Origin of the sequence: Desulfovibrio piger ATCC 29098, from assembly GCF_000156375.1 — a bacterium.
Lineage (GTDB): Bacteria > Desulfobacterota > Desulfovibrionia > Desulfovibrionales > Desulfovibrionaceae > Desulfovibrio > Desulfovibrio piger.
The window spans coordinates 565,156-590,535 of record NZ_DS996359.1 but is presented as its reverse complement, the minus strand read 5'-3'; the positions used below and the strand labels follow the sequence as shown (position 1 = coordinate 590,535).

The following is a 25,380-nucleotide window of genomic DNA, read 5'->3' as shown; positions in this document are numbered from 1 at the left end:
GGCCCTGGGGCCTGGATGTATGCATGACATCCGGGGGAAGAGGGAGCTTTCGCACCGACGAGGGCCTCCCCTTCCCCCGTTTCATTTCCAGCAGCGGGACTTCCCAGCCCGATCCCTCAGGGTCCCCGGTCAGGCGACCGTCCCTCCGGCATCCCGGTGCAGGAACAGGATATCCGGCGGCCCCTCATGCGAGGATGCAGGCAAGCCTCCTCTCCTGCAGGCCCAAGGGACCCGGGACGGTACGCCCCTCGGCATCCCGGCCGCCTTGGACGGTGGGCTCCGGGACGGCCTCTGACGGCCGCTTTCCCCTGTCGCGGGGAAACAGGCCTCCCCCGCCGTACGCCGACGGCCATGTGTATTGCCTTTTCCCTCTGGAATACCTACCTTTTCAGGAAGGCATCAGGCAGGTCCCGCATGGGCTGCTGCCTGGGCGCCGCCTTGCCGTATCGTGGCCATCCTTCTGCCGGGCCGGGACCCTCATGTCCCAGCCCCGGACAGCACGGCGTCCGGGCAAGGCCATCCCCGCCCCGTATCCGGGAGCCTTCCCCGAAGCGCTCCCTTTCCCTGCTCCCAAGGAGGCTCCATGAAGCAGACCCCCGGCCCCGTCATCGGCGCCCCTTCCTTTGTCCTGCCCGCCAATGTGGCCGACAATGCCCGCTTTCTGGCCGGGCGCGTCGACGAAGTGGCCCTGTGCCTTTTCGAGGCCCGTTCCTGCCTGGCCTATGACGACGAAGACCTGCCCCCCGCGCTGGCGGACCTGCCCCTGAGCTGGCATGTCCACCTGCCCGTGGACCTGCCCTGGCCGTGCAAGAAGGATGCCGACGCCGTACGCGTGGCCGTGGAGCTAGCCCTGCGCGTCTTTGACCGCGTGGCTTGGCTCAAGCCCTGGGGCGCCGTGCTCCATGCCCCCAAGGGCAGCCCCGTGCTGCAGCGTTTCATCCTGCGTCAGGCCGCCGCCTGCTGGCAGCGCCGCAGCAAGGTCCCCCTGCTGCTGGAAAACACCGACATTTGTGACATCGCCGGCCTGGGACGCGGCTTTCCGGCCGATCACGGGCTGGGCTTCTGTCTGGACGTCGGCCATCTCATGGGCTATGCTCAAAACGCACTTTGGGCATCCCCCCTGCCCGAGACAGCGGCCCTGGTCCACTGGAGCGCCCCCGGCACCCAGGACCAGCATCTGGCCCTGCACCAGCTCACGGCGGCCCAGCGGCATCTGGTACGGCAACTGGCCGGCCGCCTGCCCAAGAGCTGCCGTCATCTGCTGGAGATCTTCCGCTGGCAGGGGGTGGAGGAATCCCTGCCCCTCCTGCGCGACCTGCTGGCCAGCCAGCCGGATACCGTGTCCCCCGGCTGCCCGCACGGCCCCCACAACGCCAAAACAGCGGAGTAAAGCGGTCATGACCAATCCCTATGTAGTGCAGATGCGACAGTGGCGGCAGACACTGACCAAGGATCAGCGCTGGGCCATCCTCATCTCGGCGGATCCCGACGCCCTGGCCTCGGCGCTGGCGCTCAAGCGCATCATGGCGCATCGTGTGCGCGGTGTGGACATCTTCCGCATCAACGAAGTCACCCGGCCCGACAACCTGGCCATGATCCGCTACCTGCGCATCCCGGCCAAGCTCTGGCAGCCAGAAAAGGCCGATCTCTATACCAATTTCGCCATGGTGGACTCCCAGCCCCACCACAACCCGGCCTTCCAGGGCATCACCTTCGACCTCATCATCGACCATCATCCCCTTACTGCGGGCCAGCTGCCGCAGGCGCCCTTCTGCGACATCCGCCCCGGCTTCGGTGCCACCAGCACCATGATGACCCGCTACCTGCAGGGCCTGCGCATCAAGCCCGGGCCGCTGCTCTCCACGGCGCTGCTCTACGGCATCCGCACGGATACCGCCACCTTCGAGCGCTCCGGCGGCGAGGACGACCTGCGCGCCTACCAGTGGCTCATCAAGCATGCCGACGCCACCCTGCTGCGCCGCATCATCCGCAGCGAATACCTGCGCGCCTGGCTGCCCCTTTTCTCCCGTGCCTTCCGCTCCCTGCGGGACTGCCGGGGCGGGGCCATGGTCTGGCTCAACGAGGTGGACAGCGCCGACCTGCTGGTGGCCGTGGCCGACTTTTTCACCCGCGTGCACGGCCTCAAGTGGATCGCCGTCTGCGGCGTGGTGGAAAAGACCGTGGTGGTCATCTTCCGCGGTGACGGCAGCCGCGACATCGGCCGTCTGGCCGACGCCTGCTTCTACGACGTGGGTTCCGCCGGCGGCCACCGCAACCTGGGCCGCGCGGAATTCCCCCTTGCCGCCATCCCGGCGGGCACCAAGCCTGCGGAATTCATCTTCCAGCGCCTGCACAGCCGCAAGCTGCGCCCGGTCACGGCCAGCGCCGCGCCCCTGGCCGAGAACGCCGGACAGCAGGCCGTGCACAGCGAAAAGCTGGAGCCCGCTCCCGTACAGGCACTGGCCCACGGGGCATAAGGGGACGACAGTCAGACGGGCAAGAAGGCAGATGACGGGATTACGTCAGCTGCCTTTTTTCTGTGCCGGGAGGGCGCCCCAGGGCCGAGCTGTCCCCTTGCTGGGCTCCTGGCGGCTTCCCCTTATGCAAAGAATGATTTTTAGATAAATAAAAACAATAGGATAAAAAATTATCCTCCGTTATTTTCCGGCGGGAGGCATTTTTTTCACGAGCGGCTCTTGACAAGCCCCGGGCTGCGGCGTAGCGTTCGTGGAAACTGTTGGAGTTTTGAAGATGTCCCGTTTCGTTCCTGCCACCTCCTGCTACGCTGCTACCGGCTTTTGCTTTAGTTGGTTTTATTTTGCGTACTTTAGCGGAGCCTGTGGTCAGGAGCTTTGCTGACATCTTCTGTCAGAGAGTTTCGGGGCCGCAGGCATACAGCCGGCGGCCCTTTTTTTGTATCCAGCGCCGCCGGAACGGCTCCATTCCACAAGGAGAGATCCCATGTACCTTGGCAAACAGGTTCGTCTGGAACGCATCATCAATCGTGAAACCGGCCGCACTATCATCGTTCCCATGGACCACGGCGTGACCATCGGTGCCGTCGACGGCCTCATCGACATGCGCGAGACCGTCAACGACATGGCCGTGGGCGGCGCGGACGCCGTGCTCATGCACAAGGGCCTGGTGCGCTGCTCGCACCGCAACGCCGGCAAGGACGTGGGCCTCATCGTCCACCTGTCCGCCTCCACCATGCTCTCTCCCCAGGGCAACACCAAGACTCTGGTGGGCACCGTGGAAGAAGGCATCAAGCACGGCGCCGACTGCGTCTCCGTGCATGTGAACCTGGGCGATCCCAACGAGCGCCTGATGCTGGCCGACCTGGGCCGCGTGGCCGCCGCCTGTGACGACTGGCACATGCCCCTGCTGGCCATGATGTACGCCCGCGGCCCGGCCATCAAGAACGGCTTCGCTCCCGACGTGGTGGCCCACTGTGCCCGCGTGGGTGTGGAACTGGGCGCGGACATCGTCAAGGTGCCCTACACCGGCGACATGGAAAGCTTCTCCGACGTGGTCTCTTCCTGCTGCGTGCCCGTGGTCATCGCCGGCGGCGAACGCATGGAATCCACCCGCGACGTGCTCCAGATGGTGCACGATGCCATCAAGGCCGGCGGCGCGGGCATCTCCATGGGCCGCAACGTGTTCCAGCATCCCAACCGCATCCAGCTCGTGCGTGCCCTGCGCGCCATCGTGCATGAGAACGCCACGGTGGAAGAAGCCCTGGCCATCGTGGGAGAATAGCATGGCCCGCATCTACTACCGTTGCGAACCGTTCAGCAAGGCCGACGTGACCCTGGCCCTGGAATCCGGTGTGGACGGGGTCATCGTGCCCCGCGCCCAGGTGGAGAAAGTGGCCGCCCTTTCCCGCTGCACCGTCTGGGCCTGCGAGGACGTGGCCAGCGTGCCGCTGAACGTCAAGGCCGACGAGGAGGCCCTGCTGGCTCGCCTCAAGGCCGGTGAGACCGCCTGCCTGGCCCGCGGCTGGGAGATCATCCCCGTGGAGAACCTGCTGGCCCAGGCCGACAACGTGCTGGCCGAGGCGGGCAGCCTGGAAGAGGCCCGTCTGGCCGCCGGCATCCTGGAGCGCGGCGTGGACGGCATCGTGGTCCTGCCCGAGGCCCTGGCCGAACTCAAGGCCATCGTGGCCCAGTGCAAGATCTCGCAGGGGCGCGAGGAATTGCAGAAAGCCGTCATCACCCGTGTGGAACCCGTAGGCCTGGGGCACCGCGTCTGCGCCGACACCCTTTCCCTGCTCAAGCGCGGCCAGGGCATGCTGGTGGGCAATTCCAGCGCCTTCACCTTCCTTGTCCATGCCGAGACCGAACACAACGAATATGTGGCCGCCCGTCCCTTCAGGGTCAACGCCGGGGCCGTGCATGCCTATGCCCGCCTGCCCCACGACAAGACCTGCTACCTGGGCGAACTGGCCGCGGGACAGGAAGTGCTCATCGTGGACGCCGACGGCCAGACCAGCGTGGCCACGGTGGGCCGGGTCAAGATCGAAGTGCGCCCCATGCTGCTGGTGGAAGCCGAGGCCGAGACCCCCGAAGGCCCCAAGCGCGGCGCCGTGTTCCTGCAGAACGCCGAGACCATCCGCCTGACCGCCCCTGACGGCACGCCCCTGAGCGTGGTCAGCCTCAAGCCCGGCGATACGGTGCTCTGCCGCCTGGATCAGGCAGGCCGCCACTTCGGCATGCGCATCCAGGAAGAGATCCGCGAGGTGTAGCATGGCCGACGCACATTCCCCCTCCGACGCCCCCCAGCGCCTGACCGCCATCCGCGGCGAGATCGACAGCGTGGACCAGGAACTGCTGGCGCTGTTCAACCGCCGCGCCGCCCTGAGCCTGGAAGTGGGCCGCATCAAGGCCGGGGACCCCGGCATCGTGTTCAAGCCCCTGCGCGAGCGCGAAGTGCTGGACGGCCTGGCCCGCAAGAACGACGGTCCCCTGCCCGAAGAACACCTGCGTGCCATCTGGCGCGAGATCTTCTCCTCGTCGCGCGCCCTGCAACGCCCGCAGAACGTGGCCTATCTGGGCCCGGAAGGCACCTTCTCCTATTTTGCCGGCGTGGAGTACCTGGGCCATGCCGCCAGCTTCCACCCCTGCAACGACCTGCCGCAGGTCTTCGCCGACGTGCACTCCGGCCGCTGCGAGCTGGGCGTGGTGCCGCTGGAAAATTCCCTGCAGGGCACCGTGGGCGTCAGCTTCGACCTGTTCCTCAAGTATGACGTGCATATCCAGGCCGAGCTCTTCTCGCCCATCTCGCACTGCCTGCTGAGCCACGCCGCCAGCCTGGCCGAGATCACCACGGTCTACTCGCATCCCCAGCCTCTGGCCCAGTGCGGCGGCTGGCTGCGCAGCCACCTGCCCCAGGCGGGCCTCATCCCCGTGGAATCCACCGCCGCCGCGGCCCGCATGGCCGCCGCCAATCCGCAGTCCGCGGCCATCGGCAACGGCAAGCTGGCCGACATGACCGGCCTTTCCATCCTGGCCCGCCGCATCGAGGACGAGCCCGGCAACTGGACGCGCTTCGTCATCATCGGCCCCAAGCCCGTGGGACAGCTGGACAAGCTGCCGCGCACCGCTCCCGTGCCCGGCCATACCGGCGCGGACAAGACCTCCATGCTCTTCACCCTGCCGGACAAGTCCGGTACGCTCTCCGGCGTGCTCTCCCTGCTGGCCGAGCACAAGATCAACATGCGTAAGCTGGAGTCCCGTCCCCTGCGCGGCCAGTGCTGGAAGTATGTCTTCTTCACGGACGTGGAATGCGACCTGACCGCCCCCCAGTATGAGGACCTGCTCCAGAAGCTGGCCGAAACCTGCACCAGCTTCCGCATCCTGGGCAGCTACGCCACCGGACCGCAGCTGGACCGCATCGGCCTGGACGACGTGGAGGACAGCCATGCCTAGCCCAGATACCGCCTGCGTGCGGGCCCCGGCCTCCAAATCCATCTCGCACCGCTACTGCATCGGCGCGGCCCTGGCCCACGGCACTTCCGAGCTGCACCATGTGCTGGACAGCCGCGACCTGGAATGCACCCGCGCCATCCTTTGCGCCGCCGGTGCCCGCATGGAGGCCCTGCCCGCCGAGGAGGGCGGCTGGCGCGTCACCGGCATGGACGGCCGTCCCCGGGGCGGCACGGACACGCCCCTGAGCTGCGACGTGCACGAATCCGGCACCACCTGCCGCCTGCTGACCGCCGTGCTGGCCGCCGGTCACGGCCTGTTCCGCATCCACGGTGCGCCGCGCATGCATGAACGGCCCATCGACGAGCTGACCCGCGCCCTGGAAGCCCTGGGCACGGACGTGCGCTTCGAGCAGCGTCCCGACTGTCCGCCCCTGCTGCTGCGGGCCGCGGGCCTCGATCCCGCCCGCAACGGCGGCCGCGTTCGCCTGGGCATGGATGCCTCCAGCCAGTATTTCTCGGGCCTGCTGCTGGCAGCGCCGCTGGCCCCGGCGCCCCTGTGCGTGGAACTGGGCGGGCAAAAGGCCGTGTCCTGGCCCTATGTGGGCCTGACCCTGCATTGCCTGGAAGATTTCGGCATCCGCTTCTGCGTGGAGACCCGCGAGCCCGACGGCCCGTGGCAGGTCCTGCCCGACGGCGGCTGGCGCGCCCTGCGCACCGCCCGTCCCGACGGCCTGCGCATCACCGTGCAGCCCGGCACCTACCGCGCGGGCAGCTATCAGGTGGAAGGCGACTGGTCCGGGGCCTCCTATCTGCTGGCCGCCGGTGCCCTGGGCAAGCGTCCCGTGCGTGTGGACGGCCTGCGGGCCGATTCCCTGCAGGGCGACCGCGCCATGCTGGACATCCTGCGCGCCATGGGCGCCCGCGCCGAGGTGGAGGGCACGTCCATCACCGTGCATCCTTCGGCCCTGCGCGGCGTGGACGTGGACATGGGCCACTGCCCGGATCTGGTGCCCACGGTGGCCGTGCTGGCCGCCTTTGCCCAGGGTCCCACCCGGGTACGCAACGTGGCCCATCTGCGCATCAAGGAATCCGACCGCATCACCGCCCCGGCCACCGAGCTGGCCCGTCTGGGCGTGCGTGTGGACGAGCATGACGACGGCCTGACCGTCCACGGTCTGGGTCCCGACGGCCCGGCCTGGGACGAGGCCGCGCGCTTCTCGGCCCACAACGACCACCGCATCGCCATGTCCCTGGCCCTGCTGGGCCTGCCCTACGGCAAGCGCATGGACGCCCTTCTGGACGATCCGCTGGTGGTGCGCAAGTCCTTCCCCACCTTCTGGAAGGTCTGGGAGCCGCTGCTGTGAGCCCGGACACCACGACGCCCAGGACGGACGGGGACGACACCGGCCCTGTGCCCGCGAAAGCCGCGGCCTCCCTGCAGGGGCGTGCCGTGCTCGTCGTAGGCTGCCGGGGCCGCATGGGCGCCATGCTCTGCCGCCGCGGCACGGCCGCCGGTCTGGACATGCGGGGCGTGGACGTGCCCCTGACGGACGCGGTGCTGGCCCCGGCCTGCAAGGACGCCGCCCTGGTGCTGCTCTGCGTGCCCGCGGCCGTCTTTGCCGACGTGGCCGCCACGGTCTGCGCCCATCTGCCTGCCACGGCCATCCTGGCCGACATCACGTCGGTGAAGGTGCGCCCCCTGCAACAGATGGAAGCCATCTGGCCCGGCCCGGTGGTGGGCACGCACCCGCTCTTCGGCCCGGCCACGCCCGATGAGGACGGCCTGCCCGTGACCGTCACGCCCGGCCGCACGGCCCGCGAAGAGGACACGGCCCTGGTGGAGGCCTTTTTCCGGGCCCTGGGGTGCGGCACCTTCCGGGCCACGGCCGACGAGCACGACCGTGCCATGGCCCGCGTCCAGAACATGAACTTCATCACCAACCTGGCCTACTTTGCCCTGCTGGCAGGGCAGGAAGACCTGTTGCCCTATATCACCCCCTCCTTCCGCCGCCGCCTGCACGCGGCAGAGAAGATGCTCACCGAGGACGGCACCATGTTCACCGGCCTCTTCGAGGCCAATCCGTACAGCCATGAGGCCGTGCGCCAGTATCGCAAGATGCTCAACGTGGCCGCCGCCGGTGATATCGAACTGCTCTGCCGCCGCGCGCAGTGGTGGTGGAAAAAATGACAGCGGGGAAGGGAGCATCCTGGACAAGCGCTTCCCTTCCCCTTTTTTTCTGTCCCACCCTGCGGCCGTCTCCGGCGGCACGGACCGGCCGCGCCCGTCGCGGGCAGGCCGATTCGCCCCGCGTTCTCACCGGCCCCCTGCCCCGGCGCCTCGCTCCCCCCGCCGCGTGACGGCCATCATCCCGTTCCGGCAGCCCCGAAAAATCGTTGCCCACGCAACCTTGACCGCCGCTCCCCTATTGCCGCATCATGGTCCCCTCCCCTGCAACCTACGGAGGCACCATGACCACCTTCCTGCTCCTCATCGCCTGCGGCATCGCGGGCGGCCTGCTGTTCTTCTTCCTGCACATCCCCGGCGGTGCCATGCTGGGCGCCGTGGTGGCCGTCCTGGCCGTCAAGATGCTGGGACATGTGGAGGCCGACACGCCACGCCTGTTCCAGCTGGGGGCCCAGATCGCCATCGGTGTCATGGTCGGCAACATGATGACCGGCGGCACCCTGCTGGAGATCCGCGCCATGGCGCCCCTGATGTTCGGTTCCACGGCCCTGCTCATCGTGGCCGGGGCCCTGGGCGCCTGGTTCATCTGCCGCTCGGCCGGGCTGGACGCGGGCAGCGCCATCCTGGCCACCAGCCCCGGCGGCCTGCAGGCCGTGGTGGGCATGGCCTCTGACCTGGGCACCAACGCCCCCGCCGTCCTGGCCTTCCATCTGGTGCGCCTGTACACCGTCCTGCTGCTGGCGCCTCTCCTGAGCTGGCTGCTGCACCGCCTGCTGCCGCACAGCTGATACCGGCCATAAAAAAGCCCGGCCCGGAAAGGTCTCCCCTCTCCAGGGCCGGGACATCGGCAAAGCCTGCGGCAACGGCCTAAATATCGTAACGGACCGTCCCCAGCCAGTTCACGATCTCCGGATCATAGTGGGAAAAGAAACAGCTCCTGCCGCTATCCAGAGCCGCGATGCGTCGCATGTCGGCATCCTCCAGTACGAAATCAAAGATCTGGAAATTCTGCTCGATGCGCTCACGGTGGATGGACTTGGGGATACAGACCACCCCACGCTGCACGAGCCAGCACAGTACCACTTGCGCCACGGAGCGGCCATATCTAGCCGCGATCTCCTTCAGGACAGAATTCTGGAACAGGCCGTTGCGGCCTTCAGCAAACGGTGCCCAGGACTGCATCCTGACTCCCCTGGATTCCATGAGTTTCTGGTCGGCCACCCGCTGGCAGAAGGGGTTGACCTCCACCTGATTGATGGCCGGAGAAATCTCATTGTGATTCATGAGGTCTATGAGTCTGTCCGGCATGAAATTGCAGACACCGATAGCCCGGATGCGCCCTTCCCGATACAATTCCTCCATGGCCCGCCAGGCACCGTAATAATCATTGAATGGCTGGTGTATGAGATACAGGTCCAGATATTCCAGTCCCAGCCGGTCAAGAGAACGTTGGAAGGCCACCTTGGCGCTTTCATAGCCGGCATCCTGTATCCAGAGTTTGGTGGTGACGAACACATCCTCCCGGGCGATGCCGCTTTTGCGAATAGCCCGGCCTACGGCCTCCTCGTTGAGATAGGCCGCCGCCGTATCCACAAGGCGGTACCCCACCGCTAAGGCATCGGCCACAGCCCGTTCACACTGTGCGGCATCCTCTATTTGATAGACGCCGAAGCCCAGAATGGGCATCCTGACACCGTTGGCCAAGGTAACATACTGCATGACATTCCTCCTGCGGACAAAAGGAGGGCCGGGGCCCTCCAATACACGCAGGATGCCCCTCCCCAAAGTGAATCCGTTCCTCTTATAGGACGCTCCAGTCTGTGGGAGAATGGCAAATATGCTCGTGCAGCATCAACCTGAAGCTCATACAGGGGCACCTCATGTACAACAGTCAACTCAGGACACTGGTCTGCGTGGCAGACTGCGGCAGCTTTACCCGGGCAGCCGAAAAACTTTTCATCTCCCCCCATGCCGTCATGAAGCAGATTAACGCACTGGAAGATCGCCTGGGACTGGTGCTGCTGGAACGTTCCTCACGAGGTGTGTGCCTGACCAATGCAGGGCGCTCCATCTACGAAGACGCCCAGCGCCTGTTCGATTTTTCTCGCGAAGCTGTTGCCCGGGCACGACGCCTGGCTACATCAGGCACCTCGGCGTTCCGGGTAGGGGCATCCCTGCTCAACCCCTGCACGATATTCATGGATCTCTGGCGTGAGATAGGCGATGCTTTCCCTCGGTATGCCGTGCACATCGTCCCCTTTGAAGATGCACGCGGCGGCATACTGGCGGAAATCGGGGCCCTGGGCGACAAATTCGACTTTCTCACAGGGGCATGCGATTCCAGTGCATGGCTGAGCCGCTGCAACTTTTATCGCCTCGGCAGCTATCGCCTGTGTTGTGCCGTTCCCAAGGGGCACCGTCTCGCCCGGAAGAAAAAGCTACGCTTGGAAGACCTGTACGGAGAATGCCTGATAATGGGGGCACGCGGGGATTCCGTTTCCGTGGACCGCTTGCGGGACGCTTTGGAGCGGCAGCCACAAATAGACATCGAAGACACGTCTCGCTTCTATGATATCGATGTGTTCAACGCCTGTCCGTCCAACCGGATCCTGTTGAGCCTCGAATGCTGGAAAGACGTACATCCGTCACTTGTCAGCATCCCGGTAGACTGGGATTTTTCCGTCCCCTACGGCCTGTTGTACCCTCTGGAGCCCTACCCACATGTCCGCCGTTTTCTGGCTGTCTTGGAACGACGGCGTAGCGGAAAGAAAGCCGGCAAATAGAACGACGAGGAATGGATGCTTTTCTCTGGCGACAGAGCTACAACGAAAAACGCAGGCGCGGCAGGGGGCCGTCCAGATAGTCCAGGGCCTGCGCCAGCACGGCGGGCCGGGTGGAGATATGCTCCGGCCGCAGGGGAAGGGTATCGAAACGGAAGCCGTAGGAACGCGCGTAGCGGGCCACGGCAGCGAGCCCCGCACCCACGTCGGCCTTGTCGTGGGCATCGGAGGCCAGACAGATGTCCACGCCGAAGTCGGCGGCCAGCCCCATGATGGCCGGGCAGGGATAGGGCTCGGCAAAAGGCTGGCGCAACCCGGCCGACGAGACTTCCATGATGACCCCGTTGTCGGCCATGGCCTGCACGGCACCGGCCACCAGATCCAGGCTGCCCTCTTCGCGCAGCCATTCATGGAACAGGCCGTAGGAGGCCCGTTTGATGAAGTCGGGATGCGAGGCCACATTCACCAGCCCGCTGGCCGCCATGCGGGCCATCTCTTCATAATATTCCCGGTAACGGGCATAGGCGGCCTCCCGGCCGTCGGTCCAGGTATTGGGACGCGCCACCGGGAAGAGCCCCACATAATGCAGGGAACCGATCACATAGCTGAACGGCCAGCAGGTGAGGAAACGGCACATGTGCCTGGGGTAATCGGGCAGCCAGTCCAGCTCCACGCCCAGCAGGGGCAGCGGCCTGTCCTCCCGCTCCAGCTCCCGTTGCCGCAGGGCCTGCACGTCCTGGACGAACTGACGGAAATTGCCGGGGAACGCCGCCACATACAGCTTGCAGGCGTATTCCTCCGGCAGGGGGGAATGCTCGCTCAGGCCGAAGAGGTCCAGCCCGGCCGTTACGGCGGCCTCGTACATCTCGGCGGCGCTGTGGTGCCCGTGGGACGTGTTGGTGTGGGTATGCAGGTCTGCCAGCATGGTGCTTCCTCCGGCGGACACCTTAAGCCGGAGCGTGGCAGGACTCAAGCGCGATCCGCAGGAGATTCCAGGGCCGCCAGCAGGGCCTGCGGCCTTCTGATGACGATGCCCCGGCCGCGGATGTCGATGAGGCCCTCGTCCTGCAACTGGTGCAGGGTCTCGCTGACCGTAGGCTGCGTGGAACAGACCATGGCCGCCATCTGGCCCTGCGAAAGGCTGACCGGCAGGGCCAGCGGCTGTTCCCAGGCGGCCGGGTCTCGCAGGCTCTCGTGTGCCAGCGCGAGCAGCAGCCGGCCGACCCTGTGGCGGACATCGCAGGTCTGGGCGCTGAGGCTGTCGCCCAGATAACGCAGACGGCTGCCCATGACGGTGATGACCCGTCGTGCCAGGGCGTAATTGCGGGACAGCAGATCATCGAACGCCTGCCTGTCCAGACGGAAGATGACGGAAGCGGCCAGGGCTTGGGCACTGACCTTGCGGGGCAGATCCTGCAGGACTTCCGACAGGCCGAAGATCTCGCCCGCGGTGCGCAGGAAAAAGGTGGACTCCTTGCCGGCCTCGGTCACGCAGAAGATGCGCAGCAGCCCCGACGCCACATAAAAACAGGCCCCGCCCGCATCGCCTTCAAAAAAAACGATGTCGTTCTTTTTCAGCTCGATGCGCTGGGCACTGCGCAGGAAGTGTTCCTTGCACTCTTCTATGCCGTCGAAGAAATCCCCTTTTTCCAGATGCCAGAAACTGCGCATGCCTCCTCCCGTGCACCAGGCCCGTGAAAAGGCGTTCCCTGTCTGCCGTACAGACGCCGGAACCGGTACGCCGCAACCTGACATTGCGGCGCACCGGCAGCGCGTTTCCGGACCCGGCCTTAGCCGTGTCGTGTTCTAGTGACGTATCCTGTTGACATACTTATATGTATATTCATTTCCGTCAATATCACGGCATTTCCAGGTGATGCAGTCCTTGCCCATGATGGGGCGCAGGCTGGCCTTGTAGTAGCCCAGCTGGTAGGGCATGCGCGTTTGCAGGGCACCGGTGGGACAGACCTTGATGCAGGACATGCAGTCCCAGCATTCGCCGGTGGCCCGGCAGCGGGCCTTGCCCGTCTCGGGGTCCAGCATCATGAGGTCGCCGGGGCAGACCATCTCGCAGGCGGTCTCGGGCTTGCCGCCGCAGCCGTTGCACTTGTTCGGATCTATTCTCGGGGGCATGGTTGGCTCCTTGCTTACGCGATATAACGGTCACCGGGGATCAGCTGCTCGTACGGACGGGTGAAGGTCTCCACCTTGCCCGTGGCGGGATCGCGCCGGGATTCGATGAAACAGTCGAAATGGGCATCGTCACGTTCCGGATAGTCGGAACGGGTCTGCCAGCCGGCCCAGCGGGTCTCCTTGCGGGCCTTGAGGTGATGGACCACGGCCTCGGCCACATCCACCCTGTCCATGGTCTCGTGGGCCTGCATCAGTTCATGCAGGTCGCGGGCACGCAGATAGCCGAACTGGGACTGCAGCATGGCGATGTGCTTCAGGGCGTAGTCCAGACGCTCCTCGTTGGTGCGGTAGAACTGCGATACGCCGCCGGCGTATTCGTCCATCAGGCGCTGCAGGCGTTCCTTCATCTCCACGGGGCGCACGCCGTCCTCGTCACGGGCCAGCAGGGGCGCGTAGACACGGGCCTTTTCCTGCTCCACGGCCGCCATGTCCAGGGGCGGCAGTTCCAGATCCTTCATGTAGGCGATGGCCCCGCGGGCCGCCAGTTTGCCTTCGGCGCAGCAGCCGCCCACGAACTTGTTGGGATTGCCGCCCGCGGTCTCGCCCGCGGCGAACAGGCCGGGGATGGTGGTCATGCGCTGCATGTCCACCCAGAAGCCGCCGCCGGTATGACCGCCCAGGATGTAGGGGTCGGAACCGTAGATCTCGATGGGCTCGCGGGTGACGTCCTGGCCGCGGCTGGCCAGGAAGAGCACGAAGGAAGGCCGTTCGTTGAGGTAGTCCTCCATCATGGCCTTGGCCGTTTCGGGGGTCAGGTGGGTGGTGTCGCAATAGCAGGGCCCGCGACCGGCCAGCCATTCTTCCATAGGCGCGTTGGCGCGGATGTAGCGCGGCGCGGCGTCCCCGCCCAGGTGTTCGTAACGGCTCATGACGCGCTCACCGTGCGCGTTGATGATGGGCGCGCCGTAGCCCACGGAGATGGTGTCCACCGGACCGCAGAAGTCCTTGGTGCGCGTGGCCACCCAGCGCTGTTCCAGGCTGGTGAGCTCGGCGCCCTGGCGGAAACCGATGGCATAGCCCGTACCCACGCAGTAGGGGCACATCCAGATCTGCGCGCCGCTGTCGGTGCTGTCGGCCGTATAGGACTTGTACAGGGTACCGGCCCCGCCGGTGCTGACCACCGTGGCCTTGGCGCGGAAGATGTAGAACTTGCCGTCACGCACGCCAAAGCCCATGGCACCGGTGCAGCGGCCTTCGTGCATGATGAGGGCCGTGGCCGTCACGCGGTTGTAGACGTCCGCGCCGCTCTCCAGGGCTTTCTCGGCCATGATGGGCTTGAGCTGCTCGCCGTGGATGGAGATGTCCCACTTGCCGCGGTAGCGGATGCGGCCCTGCTCGTCGCGCAGGATGGGCAGGCCCCAGCGCTCCAGATCGTCCACGGACTCGTTGAGTTCGCGGGCATTGGAGAGGGCCAGATCCTCACGCAGGGGACCGCCGCCCACCTGGGCGCGGCTCCAGCGCACCAGATCTTCGGGGGTCTTGCCTTCGGGGATGTAGGTATTGATGGCGTCCATGCCGGCGGAACAGGCACCGGAGCGCATGATCTCGGCCTTTTCCATGATGGTGACGCGGACATTGGGGTCCACCAGGGCTGCTTCCGTGGCCACGAAGCAGCCGGCGTTGCCGCCGCCGATGATGAGCAGGTCGGTCTCGACGACGACGGTCTCGATATCGTCCAGGTTTTCAGGGGTGAACTGGCGCATGTGCGCCGCGGGGATGTTGGCCATGATGTTCTCCTGTAAAAAGCTGTTGGAGCCGGGGACATACCGCCCCGGCAGGTCGGCGGAAAGCTAGAAGGGCCAGGGGGCGCTGGCGTCCCAGACGGGCATGCCCCACAGAGCGTACCAGGGGGCCATGACCAGCAGGCCGTAGGCGATGGCGATACAGACGGAGACCCAGCCGGCGCGGGCGTAGTCCGTGGAAGAGAAGGTGTCCGTCCCGTGGGCGATGACGGCTGCGGTGATCTGGGTGGGCAGGATGTAGGCGAAGGTGTCCGTGTCACAGACCAGCATGGTGAAGGCCACGGGGTGCAGGCCCAGCTTGGGCGCCATGGCAAAGACCACCGGCGCCAGCATGGCCACGGCCGCCACGTTGGAGAGCATGCCCAGGCGGATGATGTGCGTGCCCACCATCATGGTCAGGATGGCCTGCCACCAGCTCATGCCCACCACCCAGGCGTGGATGTGGTCGGCCAGCCACTGGGCCAGACCGGACTGGGTCATGGCCGTGGTCATGGTCATGGCGCCGCCCAGCAGCAGGAAGGTGCCCCAGATGGTCTTTTCCTGCACGGACTTCCAGGAACAGGGCATGAGGCCCGGCGCAAAGAGCACCAGCATGCCCAGCAGGCCGATGACGCCCAGGGGCTGGTGGTGCAGCTCGGCGATGAAGCTGCCCTTGCCGGTCATGAACATGATGCCCGCCAGGGCAAAGATGCCCAGCAGCACCTTTTCGGGCATGGTCATGGGGCCGAGGTCGTCATATTTCTTCTGCAGGGCCTCCACCCCGCCGGCGATGTGCACCTTGCGCGTGCCGAAGTGCCAGCGGATCCAGGCCTGCGTCAGGGCGAACATGCCCAGATAGGGAGCCTGCAGCAGCATCCAGTTGAGGTAGTTGAGGTTGCTGAAGCCCGCCTTGTCGAAGATGCCCACCATGATCATGTTGGGCAGATGGGCGGTCATGATGAACATGCCGCAGATCATGGAGCCGTAGACCAGGGACTGGATGACGATGGCCTTCTTGGCGGCGCGTTCTTCCGGCGTATCACCGAGCAGGCGGCAGATGCCCTGCACCACGGGCAGCAGGGTGGCGGCGCGGGCATTGGCTGCGGGCACCAGGAAGCCCAGCACGATGTTCACGAAGAACATGCCCCAGATGACGCGGCCCACGCTGGAGGCCTTGAGCCGGGCCAGGATGCCCAGGGCGATGCGCTTGTCCAGGCCCACCAGCTGCATGACGGCCCCCACCAAAAAGGCAAACAGGCACAGCCAGATGACGTGGTTGGTGAACCCAGCAAAGATGATGGACATGGGCGGTTTGCCGCCCTGCCAGGGGATGGCCTGGGTGATGAGCAGCAGGGTGGGGATGGAGATGCCGGTGATGCCCGTGGGCATGGCCTCACTGACCCACATGACGCTGGCCCAGAGCACGATGCCCAGCACGGCCATGCCGTTGTGGGTCAGGCCCGGGAAGGGCGGCAGCACGGTCCAGAAAAGGAAAAAGAGCGCCCAGGCGATGACGAAGCCCGTGTAGACACGCACGGGGCTGCGTCCGTTGCGGCGCAGGTTCCCGGCCAGGTACTGCAAAAACGAACCGGAACCGGCAGAGGTTTGCTCAGGCATGGCAGACTCCTTTTTTCATGACAAAACGGAACATCTGCCTGCAACCTATCTGGGAAAAAATTCTCAATCTATCAGCCCGCCGATAGTTCGTGAAAAAAAGACCAGGAGCATGTACTTTACGGGCTCTGCCCTGTTGAGCTTCATAGGATATGCCTGAAACGCCAGATGTCCCCCACCTGGCAGCATGGCACGACACTGGCCATACCTGCTGCCTGCAAGAACGTCCCTTTTTCTAAAAAAATTGCGTATCCCGATAAAAAATCACCGGGATACGCACATCGTTTGAATCAGGTCCTATGACCATATGGGCTAGTCGACAGTGACGACCTTCTTAAGCACAGGCTGCCCCTTGTTGACCTCGACCACGCAGGCAGAATGGCGGCCATCCCCATTGGGAGAGAAGCTATAGATCCCCAAGACACCGCGGTAATCCCGCAAATTCAGGATCGCCTCGCGGACCTTGTTCCTGTCAGGCCCTACCTCATGGATAGCCTTGGCAAGGATCATCAGCGCGTCATAATTCCACGCCGCCCAGGCATCCATCTCTTCACCGTATTCCTTTTTGTAGGCTTCACTATAAGCCGTATATTCAGGACTGCCCCCAGGTGTGGCGTCTGCAATGGCCAGAATGCCTTCGGCGGCCTTGCCGGCCAGATGGATGGTATCCTTGACGGCACTGGAGGGAGAGCCAATGTACGCATAGGGCAGGCCCAGCTGGCGATATTGCCGCTGGCAGACGGCCACATCCTCGGCATTCGTACCATAATGGATCATTACTTCTGCCCCGGCCACCCGGAAAGCCAGCAGTTGTGCGGTGTAGTCCTTGTCCTTCGTCGTGTACTTTTCACGCTTGACCACTGTCAGGCCGGCCTTGGGGGCCAGGTCGTCGATAAGGTCGGCGCCTCCCGTGCCGAAAGCATCGGCATCATGCAGCACAGCAATCTTCGTCAGGCCCATGTCTTCCTTGATGTATTTCAGCATGACCTTGACCACGATGGAATCATCGGGGCGGCAACGGAAGAGCCAGGGGTTACCCTGCTGCGTCAGATTGACATTGGTCCCACCAATCAGGGTAGGCAGCTCGGTCTGCTTCACCCTGTCAGAAATGGCAAGGACCTGTGTACTCTTGATGGGGCCAAGCAGGGCAAAAATATGATCCTGCTCTATGCTTTTGTTAAGCGCAGCCAGCGCACCGGGATTCGTAGACTGATTGTCCTGGATCAGCAGCTTGATGTTGTAGCCGGCAGCATTGGCATGCTTTTCAGCCAGCTTGGCGGCTTTCATAAAATAGACAGCCTCCCCGGCAGCTGCTCCGGTGACAGGAGTATTCATGCCGATGAGCACGGGCTCGGCAGCCAACGTACTGCCAGAAAAACAAACGGAGATGCCCAGGACACCCACCAATACATGCAGTATCTTTTTCAGCATAGGAAGCTCCTTTTGTTACAAATACATCTTCATGATGCCTTTACTTCCATGACACGCCTACACTTCTTCTACGCACCTCCAAGATAATGTTTTTTCATTTCAGGATTCTCCATAAGATTTGAGGAGGTATCCTCCATAACGATGGATCCTGTGGTTAGCACATACGCACGCGCGGCGATCGACAAGGCCATCCTAGCGTTCTGCTCCACCAGCAGGATAGTAACACCGCGTTCCACATTGATATTCTTGATGACCTGGAAGACCTCCTGCACCAGGACGGGAGAAAGCCCCAGGCTAGGCTCGTCCAAAAGGAGGAGCTTGGGATGTGCCATCAGACCACGTCCTATGGCCAGCATCTGCTGCTGTCCACCGGAGAGTTGCCAGCCAGGACGTTTTCTGAATTCCGCCAGAATAGGAAAGATCCGGTAGATCTCCTCCATATCGGCTGACACTTCGTCCGCAGGTACCTTTCCGCGGGAAATGGAGCCCAAAAGCAGATTGTCTTCGACGCTAAGGCCGGGAAATATATGCCGTCCCTCGGGGACGCAGGCGATTCCCAATGCAGCAATCTTCTCTGGGCGCCTGCCGGTGATGTCCTCATCCAGAAAGGTAATAGAACCTGACTTGGGAGAGATCAGACCCGTTATGGCGCGGATAAGCGTCGTCTTTCCTGCGCCGTTGGCTCCCAGCAGAGAAACTATCTCCCCCTGATTTATACGTATCGTGACATCCGAAAGCGCCATGACGGCACCATACGTGGCAGTAAGTGAATCAATGCGCAGCATTGCACTCCTCCTGGCCGAGATAGGCGGAGATGACCTCAGGATGGGTACGCACCTGGTACTCGTTGCCTTCAGCGATCTTACGGCCGAAATTAATCACCGTGATCACATCGGAAACGTTCATCACCAGTTCCATATCATGCTCCACCAGTAAGATAGTGATCCCCATTCCCTGGATGCGCTGCAACAGTTCACGCAGGTCCGCCGTCTCTGAAGGATTGAGGCCTGCTGCCGGTTCGTCCAGCAGCAGGACCTCCGGCTGCGCCATCAAGGCCCGGGCGATCTCAAGCATCCGCTGCCGACCGTAAGGAAGGCTGCCCGCCTCTTCATTTTCCAGGCCTGTCAGACCGGCGAAATGCAGCATCTCCATGGCCTGCCGCCGCAAGGCGGCCTCTTCTCTCCGCTGGGAAGCCGTATGGACAATACTGCTGAACACATTGGCATGACTCAGACAATGCCGCCCAACCATGACGTTCTCCAGCACTGTCATCTCGGCGAAAAGGCGGATGTTCTGATACGTCCTGGCGATACCAAGACGGGTGATCTCATGCGGCAGGCGACCGGAGACCTCCTGCCCGCAGAGGGAGATGCTTCCCCGGGTAGGCCTGTACAGTCCGCTGAGGATGTTGATGACTGTCGTCTTTCCTGAGCCGTTAGGACCAATCAGGGCATGGATGGTCCCCCGCCCGACACTCATGCTCAGCCCATCGACAGCCTTGATGCCGCCAAAGTACATGGCAAGATCCCGGATCTGCAGCACCTGATTGTCAGGGCACGCCCTTTGCAACGGCTTTTCCAGACATACCGGCTTGCCCTCTTCTTTCTCCAGTTCTCGGCTCATGTCTTGCTGGCGTCGCTTGCGCCAAGCTCGTACCTGAGGAAGCTGTACCAGCAAATTGGCAATGCCACCGGGCATATAAATCATGATCAGCACAATGGCCGCGGCAAAAAACATCATGTAGGATTCCTGCAGAAAACGCAGGGATTCAGGCAGCAACGTCAGCAGGGTAGCGCCAAACACTGCCCCCAAAGCAGAGCCGTCCCCACCCAGGACCGTCATGGCCAGCAAAAGGACGGACTGCTCAAAGGAAAACGTATCCGGACTGATATAATGCGCACCGCCGTGAGCGAACATGGCACCCGCCAGGCCCGCGCATGCCGATGACAAGGTAAAGGAGACGATCTTGCAGGATGTCACGTTGATGCCGTTCGTGCTTGCTGCCATCTCATTTTGGCGTACGGCAAGCATCGCCCGTCCTATACGTGAATCCTTGAGCCTGGTAATGGCCCATGTGAGTAGAACGACCATACTGCCGGAAAAGTAAAAATACTTTTCTTCGTCATCAAAGGAGATACCGCAAAGGTCGAGGACAGGAATCTGTGGAATACCGTCCGATCCGTGAGTCACTTCTATCCAGTTGATGAGAATGAGCTGGACAATGAAACCGAAGCCGATGGTCGTCACTGCAAGATAATGACCGGAAAGCTTCAGACTGGGAACGCCCAGCAGGACGCCGCAGATCCCCCCCATGGCCGCACCGCAGAGCATCCCAAGCCATACGGGGATGCCGAAAGTCACCGTAAGCAGGGCCGAGGTATAGGCACCGATCCCCACGAAGGCCATCTGTCCCAGATTGATCTGGCCCGTGTAGCCCAGGAGAATGTTCAATCCCAAGCAGGCGATGCTCATCACACAGCAGTGATTCAGTAAATTCAGCCAATAATTTTCGGAAACGATGTGCGGGATAAGGAAAATGACGCATATCGCCCCTAGGACATAGAAGTACTGATGCAAGCTTCTGTTCATATGCGCCCTCCTAGGCCTTCTGGGCAATGCGTTCTCCAAACAGGCCTTGTGGCCAGAACAGCAGCACCATGATCATGATGATAAAGGCAAAGGCGTCTTTGTAGGCTGTGGACACATAGAATGCCAGATAGACTTCCATGACCCCCAGGAACAATGAACCAAGGATGGCACCGGACACGGAACCAAACCCTCCGATGATTGCGCCGCAAAACCCCTTCAGACCGGCCATGCCCCCCATCTCCTTGGAGACGTAGAAAAGCGGCCCCACCAGCAGACCAGCCACACATGCCAGCATGGTGCTGAAGATAAAGGTGATGGCTATCATCCGTGCAATCGGGATGCCCATCAGCTGTGCAGCTTCCTTGTCCTGGGCTGTGGCCTGCATCATTTTCCCAAGCATGGTGCGCTCAAAGAAAAAGTGCTGCGCCACAAGGAGGATGGCTGTGGTGACGATGATAATGATGTACTGAGGATCAATCACGATATCCCCAATCACGAACAAATCGACATCGGTCGGGCGGGGCATGACAAGAGGCAAGGCCCCGAAGGCATACTGGGCACTGTTCTTCAGAAAGATGGAAACACCGATGGTGCTAATGATGACAGGAAGGAAACTCCTGTTTCTAAGCGGATAATAGGCTACCTTTTCAAAAACATAGCCTACGCCCCCCATAAAGAGAATCACGAGCGGATAAACGACATAGGCAGGGAGCTCCCAGGAATTGAGCATGTACACCGCTACAAAAGCCGGGAGCATGACCAGTTCCCCCTGGGCAAAATTGACGATGTCCGCCGCCCGATAGATTAGGACGATGCCCAACGCTATGAGAGCATAGATGGACCCCATGGCCAGGCCCGTAAAAAGCAACTGGATATTAATCGTCCAATCCATATCAGGCCCCCGTCGGATTGGCGCTATAGGCCGTCATAAAGGGAATGCCTGTCGTCTTCCAGCGCGTGGCCTCGACGACAAGGACTTCCATGGGGGGGATGTTGCCCAAATTGACATTGGTACCGAGCCGGTCAATGAAGATCTCCTGCTGATGGCGGAGCGGAGCTTCAAAAATGATCCTTTCCGGCCCACCAGCCGCCTCGGTAAGTGCTCTGAGGCCTTCTTCGCTGGGGTTGCCCTCGGCATCCATGATCCCCACGCTCTGACCTATTTCCATGGCTTCCACGATGACCTTATCCACGCCGCAGGCAAGATCGCGCTTGAGATCGGATACCAAATCCTCAAGCCCTGTCTGCGGCGACCATTCCTTACGGCCCACTTCGCTGAAAACACGGAATCCGCTCTCAAGGGCTCGGTCGATGGCCTCGCGACGCATAGCATCGGGCATTTCGATGGTCCCGTCGGAGATCTCGACCCCCGTAAAACCCCATTGCTTGGCCTTGGCCAGAAATGCCGGATACACCTTTTGCCACAACATCACTTCGGTACATGTACCGCCCGCGCAGACATCGATATTCGCATCACGCAGCAAACGGATCTTGCCCCGCAGCACATCTGGGTCATAAAATGCAGATGTCAGGGAAGTCAGCTTGACGACGTCTACGTACGGACCGGCCACGCTGATCAACTCCTTGGTCCCTTCAATGCCGAGATGCTTGTCGAGCACACACGTCAAACCGCTCCGGCGAGGCTTGCTTTCACGATGGATACCGAGTCCGGTCAACACATCTCCCCAAATGGGCATAAGGCAGCTGCTCATTGCAATACCTCCAGAAAATAACGCGGCGACGCAAGGTAGGTCTCCACAGCGGGGGAGCCTGCGGCTTCCAGAAGGGCCCCGGCGGCCGTCAATCGTCTCCGGCTGAGTTCCAAACAGTCGAACCCGTTGCAGGCCATGCAGTTATACATAGTGAATGATGCGCCTATCTTTTCAGAAAGATTATCGAAAAGCGCTTTTGTCTTGGCGCCTTCATCAAGGATCCTGCCCGAAATGACAGGCGAACGTCCGGCCTCTACCTTGGGGATGATGAGCCGCAAACGGGGATTTTCTATCGGGCCTTTGGTCTTGAAGGCCTGCATGTTCAGCAAGTACTTGGAACTCGGTGAAGAAAAGCCGCGGGGATCCGGCACATCCAGTCTGTCCAGCAGTTCGGGGAAGTCCTCCCACACGCAGCTTGGACGGATATTGTCCATGCAGGAGCTCGGATAAAAGGTGTACCCTTGTTCGCTCAAACGAAAATGCACGAGCTCAGTACCGACCACCTCGAGCCCGTTGCATAACCCTGCCATCAGGGCAGGGCTTTTGCCTGAAGCAGCGCCGCCAAAAACGACGAAGAGTTCATTCCGCTCCCGGTGGTAAAGCGCGTTGGCGTGGAAGCTGTAAATGCCATATTTCTTCTCCAGCTGGTATAGAAGGAAGCGATACAGTAATCCCTGATTGCCCAACAATGTATAGCGTTTGTCCGGCATGGCTTCTTCAAGCTGGCCAAATGGTCCCCGCACCACTACGGTATCCCCGGCAGCGTGCACTTCTGGTGCACAAGGCATGTCAAGGATGATGAGGGTCCCATCCACGGGGACATCAGCGACAATGTCCTCGATGGTCTGAAAGTCGGAATGAAGTGACTCCACATCCGTGAAGGAAAAATAGTTTCCTTTCCTGATGAGATCCGTGTTTGAGTATAGAGCCACGACAACATCAAGAACTTTCATGATTCTGGATTTCATGCCGAACGCCTCCTGTTCCCCCTGCGGGGGCCATATCATACGGCCAAGATCAGCCTGTGCCGCGTATTCTCAAGATGTGTATTCATCGTCTGCCGAGCCAATTCGCTATCGCCGGCAAGCAGGGCCTTTAAAATCGCGATATGTTCTTCACGGCTTTCCGCGAAACGGATAGGAGTCCCCAAATTGCGTGCACGCCGGCAAATGCTGCGCATGTTATCCATCAAATCCATGAGACGACGGTTGCCGAGGGCCGCCAGGATCAGATCATGCATCTTGGTGTCCAGCTGGTTATGGCGCGCGAACAGCTCTTCATCGTGCCCTTCAGTCAGCGTCGGTTCCCCCATGGCCTCAAACTGTTCCAGCAGCTCGCGCAAAGGCTCGGGGCGGAGTTTCTTAGCGGCTTCGGCGGCTGCCGGCGGCTCGATGAATTGACGAATCTGAAAGGATTCCATGACATCCCTGAGACTCAACTCCGCAACGACCATCCCCATTTTGGGATAGCGTTTGACTAGGCCTTCGGCCTCCAGTCGGAGAAGGGCTTCCCTCACCGGCGTTCGACTCAGCCCGTGCTGTTCGGCAATCATGCGCTCAAACAGGGAAGCGCCGGGTTCCAGTCTCTGAGAGAGGATCTCCTCGCGTAAAAAAAGATACAGATCTTGAGGATGCCACTTTTCTTTGCCAGACGTCGTCTTGCTCATAAATATTCCACCGGTAGCAAAAGGTTATTGGAGTCAAAGGCCATTGGGGCCAGAGGACGCAATACTTCCAGATCCGTGCGTCCCTCCAGTTCTTGCAATACGGCAGTGGAAACTTCAAGTTCCTCGAGATGCAGCGTGTCCCGGGCATGGATGATACGACGATCCGCCAGGGACTCCGCTCCAAGCAATACGGCGGCAGCTTGCAGAAGTTGTCTGTCGTCAGGCATAACCATGGGGATCTTTCCCTGTACGGGAAAACCGCCTGAAATACTGTTTAGATAGGTAGCCTGTACATCGATGGCCTGACAGAGACGATGAGAAATAAGGTCGGCCAGCCCTACGCCCACGGCATTGCCGTGTGAAGCCTCCGTCAGCCCCAGCACCGCCAGGAGCGATATCCTGGGGAAAGGCGGATCCGGCTCGCCGTTGGCCATGATCCTCCCAGTGACACTGCTGTCCATGCCCGGGCCGCTGATATCCTTGCCCATACGATCCAGGATCAGCAGATCCAAGCTTTCCACAGGAAGGCGAGGCATCAGCTGGCGTGCCGTGCAGAGCAAACGCTTTTCCTCGGGGAAAAAATCTTCAGGCATCAGCGCGCGCACGAGGGCGGTCTCGTGCCTCTGGTTCTCCACTACGGCCAGACCAAAAAGTACCTTTCCGGACTGCAGAAAAACCTCCGCGCTGAGCGGAATATATTCCGCCAGCCCCCTGGTGCCGTGACCATGTATAGTGGCGGCCCCCTTGGCCTTACCGAAGCCTATGACCAGCATCTTTAAAAGACCGCTTTCTGTCGGAGCGTGAAACTGGGTGTGGGGCTTGACCCTGTTGATGGGGATGAGCCAGTCCGCCTGCCAGGCAGCAGCATCGCAATACACCGGCACGCCAGCGGCATTGGTGCCGATACGAACGCTTTCTTCTCCTGCGATGATCGGCGCTCCTATGCTCTCTTCCGTGATGCCACATGAAGCCAGTACCGCTCGCTGCCCCGCAGCAGTTCCTCCACCATGGCTCCCCATGGCAGGCACGATGAACGGTACGCCATTACGTCTTTTCACATAGGTGATGACCTCATCCACCAGGACGGGAAGATGGGCTATTCCCCGGCTTCCCACACCTACGGCAACACGCTTGCGATGAAAGTCGGAGGGAAGGAACAAAAGCTCCAGTTCCTGCCGTGTGGCAGTGCGCACATCCTTCAGGCTGGAGGCAGGGAAACGCTGCCTGATGCGTGCCATTAAAGGAAAAGGAACTTCAGGAAAATGCAGCGTTGGTGGTGGGATGGATACGGACATACGCCCCCCTGGTGGAGGTTTATTTGTATACCAGCTGTATTCCATACAAACACACGACAAAAACAAAGGCAAGCATAAAATAAAATATTTCATAACATATTGTTATAAAATATTTTTTTAAGTATACTACACGCATACTTAACTGAAGTCAGCGTATGCTCCGTTTCGCACTTTTGCCCCCAGTGAGCAAAAAACCATAAAAAAAGTGACCCACCGGCAAAGCCGGTGGTTCTTCATATGCGCCTGTAAGGCTCTTTTACCAGCCGCG

General features: G+C 61.9%; 23 protein-coding genes. 9 read left to right on the top strand and 14 right to left on the bottom strand.

What is annotated here, in order from left to right:
- The first annotated feature begins 583 nt into the window (after positions 1–583).
- The 8 genes from cbiR (at position 584) to DESPIG_RS09120 (ending at position 8,899) form a co-directional block, all read left to right on the top strand.
- A complete protein-coding gene (gene cbiR, locus DESPIG_RS09155) occupies positions 584–1,390 on the top strand; it encodes a cobamide remodeling phosphodiesterase CbiR (RefSeq protein WP_006007830.1) in 807 nt (268 codons plus the stop codon).
- Positions 1,391–1,397: 7 nt separating this feature from the next.
- On the top strand, positions 1,398–2,477 hold the full coding sequence (locus DESPIG_RS09150) for a DHH family phosphoesterase (protein WP_006007828.1): 1,080 nt from the start codon (positions 1,398–1,400) through the stop codon (positions 2,475–2,477).
- A 484-nt stretch (positions 2,478–2,961) separates the two neighbouring features.
- Positions 2,962–3,759 (top strand): 2-amino-3,7-dideoxy-D-threo-hept-6-ulosonate synthase, encoded by a 798-nt coding sequence (locus DESPIG_RS09145; RefSeq protein WP_006007824.1) that lies wholly within the window; start codon positions 2,962–2,964, stop codon positions 3,757–3,759.
- 1 nt (position 3,760) lies between these two features.
- Entirely contained in the window at positions 3,761–4,744 is a 984-nt protein-coding gene (locus tag DESPIG_RS09140; protein ID WP_006007822.1) for a 3-dehydroquinate synthase II family protein, read from the top strand.
- A 1-nt stretch (position 4,745) separates the two neighbouring features.
- Entirely contained in the window at positions 4,746–5,927 is a 1,182-nt protein-coding gene (pheA, locus tag DESPIG_RS09135) for a prephenate dehydratase (RefSeq protein ID WP_006007820.1), read from the top strand.
- The gene (locus DESPIG_RS09130) at positions 5,920–7,290 is read left to right on the top strand and encodes a 3-phosphoshikimate 1-carboxyvinyltransferase (protein ID WP_006007819.1); all 1,371 of its coding nucleotides are present in this window, start codon (positions 5,920–5,922) and stop codon (positions 7,288–7,290) included. The genes pheA and DESPIG_RS09130 overlap by 8 nt, the downstream gene beginning before the upstream one ends.
- Positions 7,287–8,114: a prephenate dehydrogenase gene (locus DESPIG_RS09125; protein WP_006007817.1), complete on the top strand. Its 828-nt coding sequence runs from the start codon at positions 7,287–7,289 to the stop codon at positions 8,112–8,114. The genes DESPIG_RS09130 and DESPIG_RS09125 overlap by 4 nt, the downstream gene beginning before the upstream one ends.
- A gap of 281 nt (positions 8,115–8,395) precedes the next feature.
- Complete coding sequence (locus tag DESPIG_RS09120) at positions 8,396–8,899, top strand: AbrB family transcriptional regulator (protein WP_006007815.1); 504 nt, start codon at positions 8,396–8,398, stop codon at positions 8,897–8,899.
- 79 nt (positions 8,900–8,978) lie between these two features.
- On the opposite strand, the gene DESPIG_RS09115 is transcribed toward DESPIG_RS09120, so the two are convergent.
- Positions 8,979–9,830 (bottom strand): aldo/keto reductase, encoded by an 852-nt coding sequence (locus DESPIG_RS09115; protein WP_006007814.1) that lies wholly within the window; start codon positions 9,828–9,830, stop codon positions 8,979–8,981.
- Between the two features lie 161 nt (positions 9,831–9,991).
- On the opposite strand from DESPIG_RS09115, the gene DESPIG_RS09110 reads away from it, so the two are divergent.
- Complete coding sequence (locus tag DESPIG_RS09110; protein WP_040369781.1) at positions 9,992–10,894, top strand: LysR family transcriptional regulator; 903 nt, start codon at positions 9,992–9,994, stop codon at positions 10,892–10,894.
- A gap of 37 nt (positions 10,895–10,931) precedes the next feature.
- Here the strand turns inward: DESPIG_RS09110 and DESPIG_RS09105 are convergent, their stop codons facing one another.
- From DESPIG_RS09105 to DESPIG_RS09045, 13 genes are all read right to left on the bottom strand, one after another.
- Entirely contained in the window at positions 10,932–11,816 is an 885-nt protein-coding gene (locus DESPIG_RS09105) for a histidinol-phosphatase HisJ family protein (protein WP_006007812.1), read from the bottom strand.
- Positions 11,817–11,860: 44 nt separating this feature from the next.
- Positions 11,861–12,562, bottom strand: coding sequence for a Crp/Fnr family transcriptional regulator (locus DESPIG_RS09100; protein ID WP_006007811.1), 702 nt, complete (start codon positions 12,560–12,562; stop codon positions 11,861–11,863).
- A 135-nt stretch (positions 12,563–12,697) separates the two neighbouring features.
- A complete protein-coding gene (locus DESPIG_RS09095; protein WP_006007810.1) occupies positions 12,698–13,024 on the bottom strand; it encodes a 4Fe-4S dicluster domain-containing protein in 327 nt (108 codons plus the stop codon).
- Between the two features lie 14 nt (positions 13,025–13,038).
- Positions 13,039–14,811, bottom strand: a complete 1,773-nt coding sequence (locus tag DESPIG_RS09090; RefSeq protein WP_006007809.1) for an adenylyl-sulfate reductase subunit alpha — start codon at positions 14,809–14,811, stop codon at positions 13,039–13,041.
- Positions 14,812–14,874: 63 nt separating this feature from the next.
- Positions 14,875–16,422 (bottom strand): SLC13 family permease, encoded by a 1,548-nt coding sequence (locus DESPIG_RS09085; protein WP_006007808.1) that lies wholly within the window; start codon positions 16,420–16,422, stop codon positions 14,875–14,877.
- A 309-nt stretch (positions 16,423–16,731) separates the two neighbouring features.
- On the bottom strand, positions 16,732–17,850 hold the full coding sequence (locus DESPIG_RS09080) for an ABC transporter substrate-binding protein (RefSeq protein ID WP_006007805.1): 1,119 nt from the start codon (positions 17,848–17,850) through the stop codon (positions 16,732–16,734).
- A gap of 68 nt (positions 17,851–17,918) precedes the next feature.
- Positions 17,919–18,635, bottom strand: coding sequence for an ABC transporter ATP-binding protein (locus DESPIG_RS09075; protein ID WP_006007804.1), 717 nt, complete (start codon positions 18,633–18,635; stop codon positions 17,919–17,921).
- On the bottom strand, positions 18,622–20,439 hold the full coding sequence (locus DESPIG_RS09070) for a branched-chain amino acid ABC transporter ATP-binding protein/permease (RefSeq protein ID WP_006007803.1): 1,818 nt from the start codon (positions 20,437–20,439) through the stop codon (positions 18,622–18,624). The genes DESPIG_RS09075 and DESPIG_RS09070 overlap by 14 nt, the downstream gene beginning before the upstream one ends.
- A gap of 10 nt (positions 20,440–20,449) precedes the next feature.
- Entirely contained in the window at positions 20,450–21,331 is an 882-nt protein-coding gene (locus DESPIG_RS09065; RefSeq protein WP_006007802.1) for a branched-chain amino acid ABC transporter permease, read from the bottom strand.
- Between the two features lies 1 nt (position 21,332).
- Positions 21,333–22,151, bottom strand: a complete 819-nt coding sequence (locus tag DESPIG_RS09060) for a phosphosulfolactate synthase (RefSeq protein WP_006007801.1) — start codon at positions 22,149–22,151, stop codon at positions 21,333–21,335.
- Positions 22,148–23,119 carry a hypothetical protein gene (locus tag DESPIG_RS09055; protein ID WP_040369780.1) on the bottom strand — a complete coding sequence of 324 codons (972 nt, stop codon included), beginning with the start codon at positions 23,117–23,119 and terminating at the stop codon, positions 22,148–22,150. Before DESPIG_RS09055 ends, DESPIG_RS09060 begins: the two co-directional genes overlap by 4 nt.
- 35 nt (positions 23,120–23,154) lie before the next feature.
- Positions 23,155–23,817, bottom strand: a complete 663-nt coding sequence (locus DESPIG_RS09050; RefSeq protein ID WP_006007799.1) for a GntR family transcriptional regulator — start codon at positions 23,815–23,817, stop codon at positions 23,155–23,157.
- On the bottom strand, positions 23,814–25,112 hold the full coding sequence (locus DESPIG_RS09045; protein ID WP_050760306.1) for a nickel pincer cofactor-dependent isomerase, group 22: 1,299 nt from the start codon (positions 25,110–25,112) through the stop codon (positions 23,814–23,816). The genes DESPIG_RS09050 and DESPIG_RS09045 overlap by 4 nt, the downstream gene beginning before the upstream one ends.
- Between the last annotated feature and the right edge of the window lie 268 nt (positions 25,113–25,380).

Coding starts and splice junctions, on each gene's coding strand:
- DESPIG_RS09060 (WP_006007801.1), bottom strand. CDS start 22,151: ATGAGCAGCTGCCTTATGCCCATTTGGGGAGATGTGTTGACCGGACTC.
- cbiR (WP_006007830.1), top strand. CDS start 584: ATGAAGCAGACCCCCGGCCCCGTCATCGGCGCCCCTTCCTTTGTCCTG.
- DESPIG_RS09045 (WP_050760306.1), bottom strand. CDS start 25,112: ATGTCCGTATCCATCCCACCACCAACGCTGCATTTTCCTGAAGTTCCT.
- DESPIG_RS09065 (WP_006007802.1), bottom strand. CDS start 21,331: ATGGATTGGACGATTAATATCCAGTTGCTTTTTACGGGCCTGGCCATG.
- DESPIG_RS09145 (WP_006007824.1), top strand. CDS start 2,962: ATGTACCTTGGCAAACAGGTTCGTCTGGAACGCATCATCAATCGTGAA.
- DESPIG_RS09080 (WP_006007805.1), bottom strand. CDS start 17,850: ATGCTGAAAAAGATACTGCATGTATTGGTGGGTGTCCTGGGCATCTCC.
- DESPIG_RS09150 (WP_006007828.1), top strand. CDS start 1,398: ATGACCAATCCCTATGTAGTGCAGATGCGACAGTGGCGGCAGACACTG.
- DESPIG_RS09140 (WP_006007822.1), top strand. CDS start 3,761: ATGGCCCGCATCTACTACCGTTGCGAACCGTTCAGCAAGGCCGACGTG.
- DESPIG_RS09120 (WP_006007815.1), top strand. CDS start 8,396: ATGACCACCTTCCTGCTCCTCATCGCCTGCGGCATCGCGGGCGGCCTG.
- DESPIG_RS09100 (WP_006007811.1), bottom strand. CDS start 12,562: ATGCGCAGTTTCTGGCATCTGGAAAAAGGGGATTTCTTCGACGGCATA.
- DESPIG_RS09075 (WP_006007804.1), bottom strand. CDS start 18,635: ATGCTGCGCATTGATTCACTTACTGCCACGTATGGTGCCGTCATGGCG.
- DESPIG_RS09105 (WP_006007812.1), bottom strand. CDS start 11,816: ATGCTGGCAGACCTGCATACCCACACCAACACGTCCCACGGGCACCAC.
- DESPIG_RS09085 (WP_006007808.1), bottom strand. CDS start 16,422: ATGCCTGAGCAAACCTCTGCCGGTTCCGGTTCGTTTTTGCAGTACCTG.
- DESPIG_RS09055 (WP_040369780.1), bottom strand. CDS start 23,119: ATGAAATCCAGAATCATGAAAGTTCTTGATGTTGTCGTGGCTCTATAC.
- DESPIG_RS09130 (WP_006007819.1), top strand. CDS start 5,920: ATGCCTAGCCCAGATACCGCCTGCGTGCGGGCCCCGGCCTCCAAATCC.
- pheA (WP_006007820.1), top strand. CDS start 4,746: ATGGCCGACGCACATTCCCCCTCCGACGCCCCCCAGCGCCTGACCGCC.
- DESPIG_RS09050 (WP_006007799.1), bottom strand. CDS start 23,817: ATGAGCAAGACGACGTCTGGCAAAGAAAAGTGGCATCCTCAAGATCTG.
- DESPIG_RS09090 (WP_006007809.1), bottom strand. CDS start 14,811: ATGGCCAACATCCCCGCGGCGCACATGCGCCAGTTCACCCCTGAAAAC.
- DESPIG_RS09115 (WP_006007814.1), bottom strand. CDS start 9,830: ATGCAGTATGTTACCTTGGCCAACGGTGTCAGGATGCCCATTCTGGGC.
- DESPIG_RS09070 (WP_006007803.1), bottom strand. CDS start 20,439: ATGAACAGAAGCTTGCATCAGTACTTCTATGTCCTAGGGGCGATATGC.
- DESPIG_RS09095 (WP_006007810.1), bottom strand. CDS start 13,024: ATGCCCCCGAGAATAGATCCGAACAAGTGCAACGGCTGCGGCGGCAAG.
- DESPIG_RS09110 (WP_040369781.1), top strand. CDS start 9,992: ATGTACAACAGTCAACTCAGGACACTGGTCTGCGTGGCAGACTGCGGC.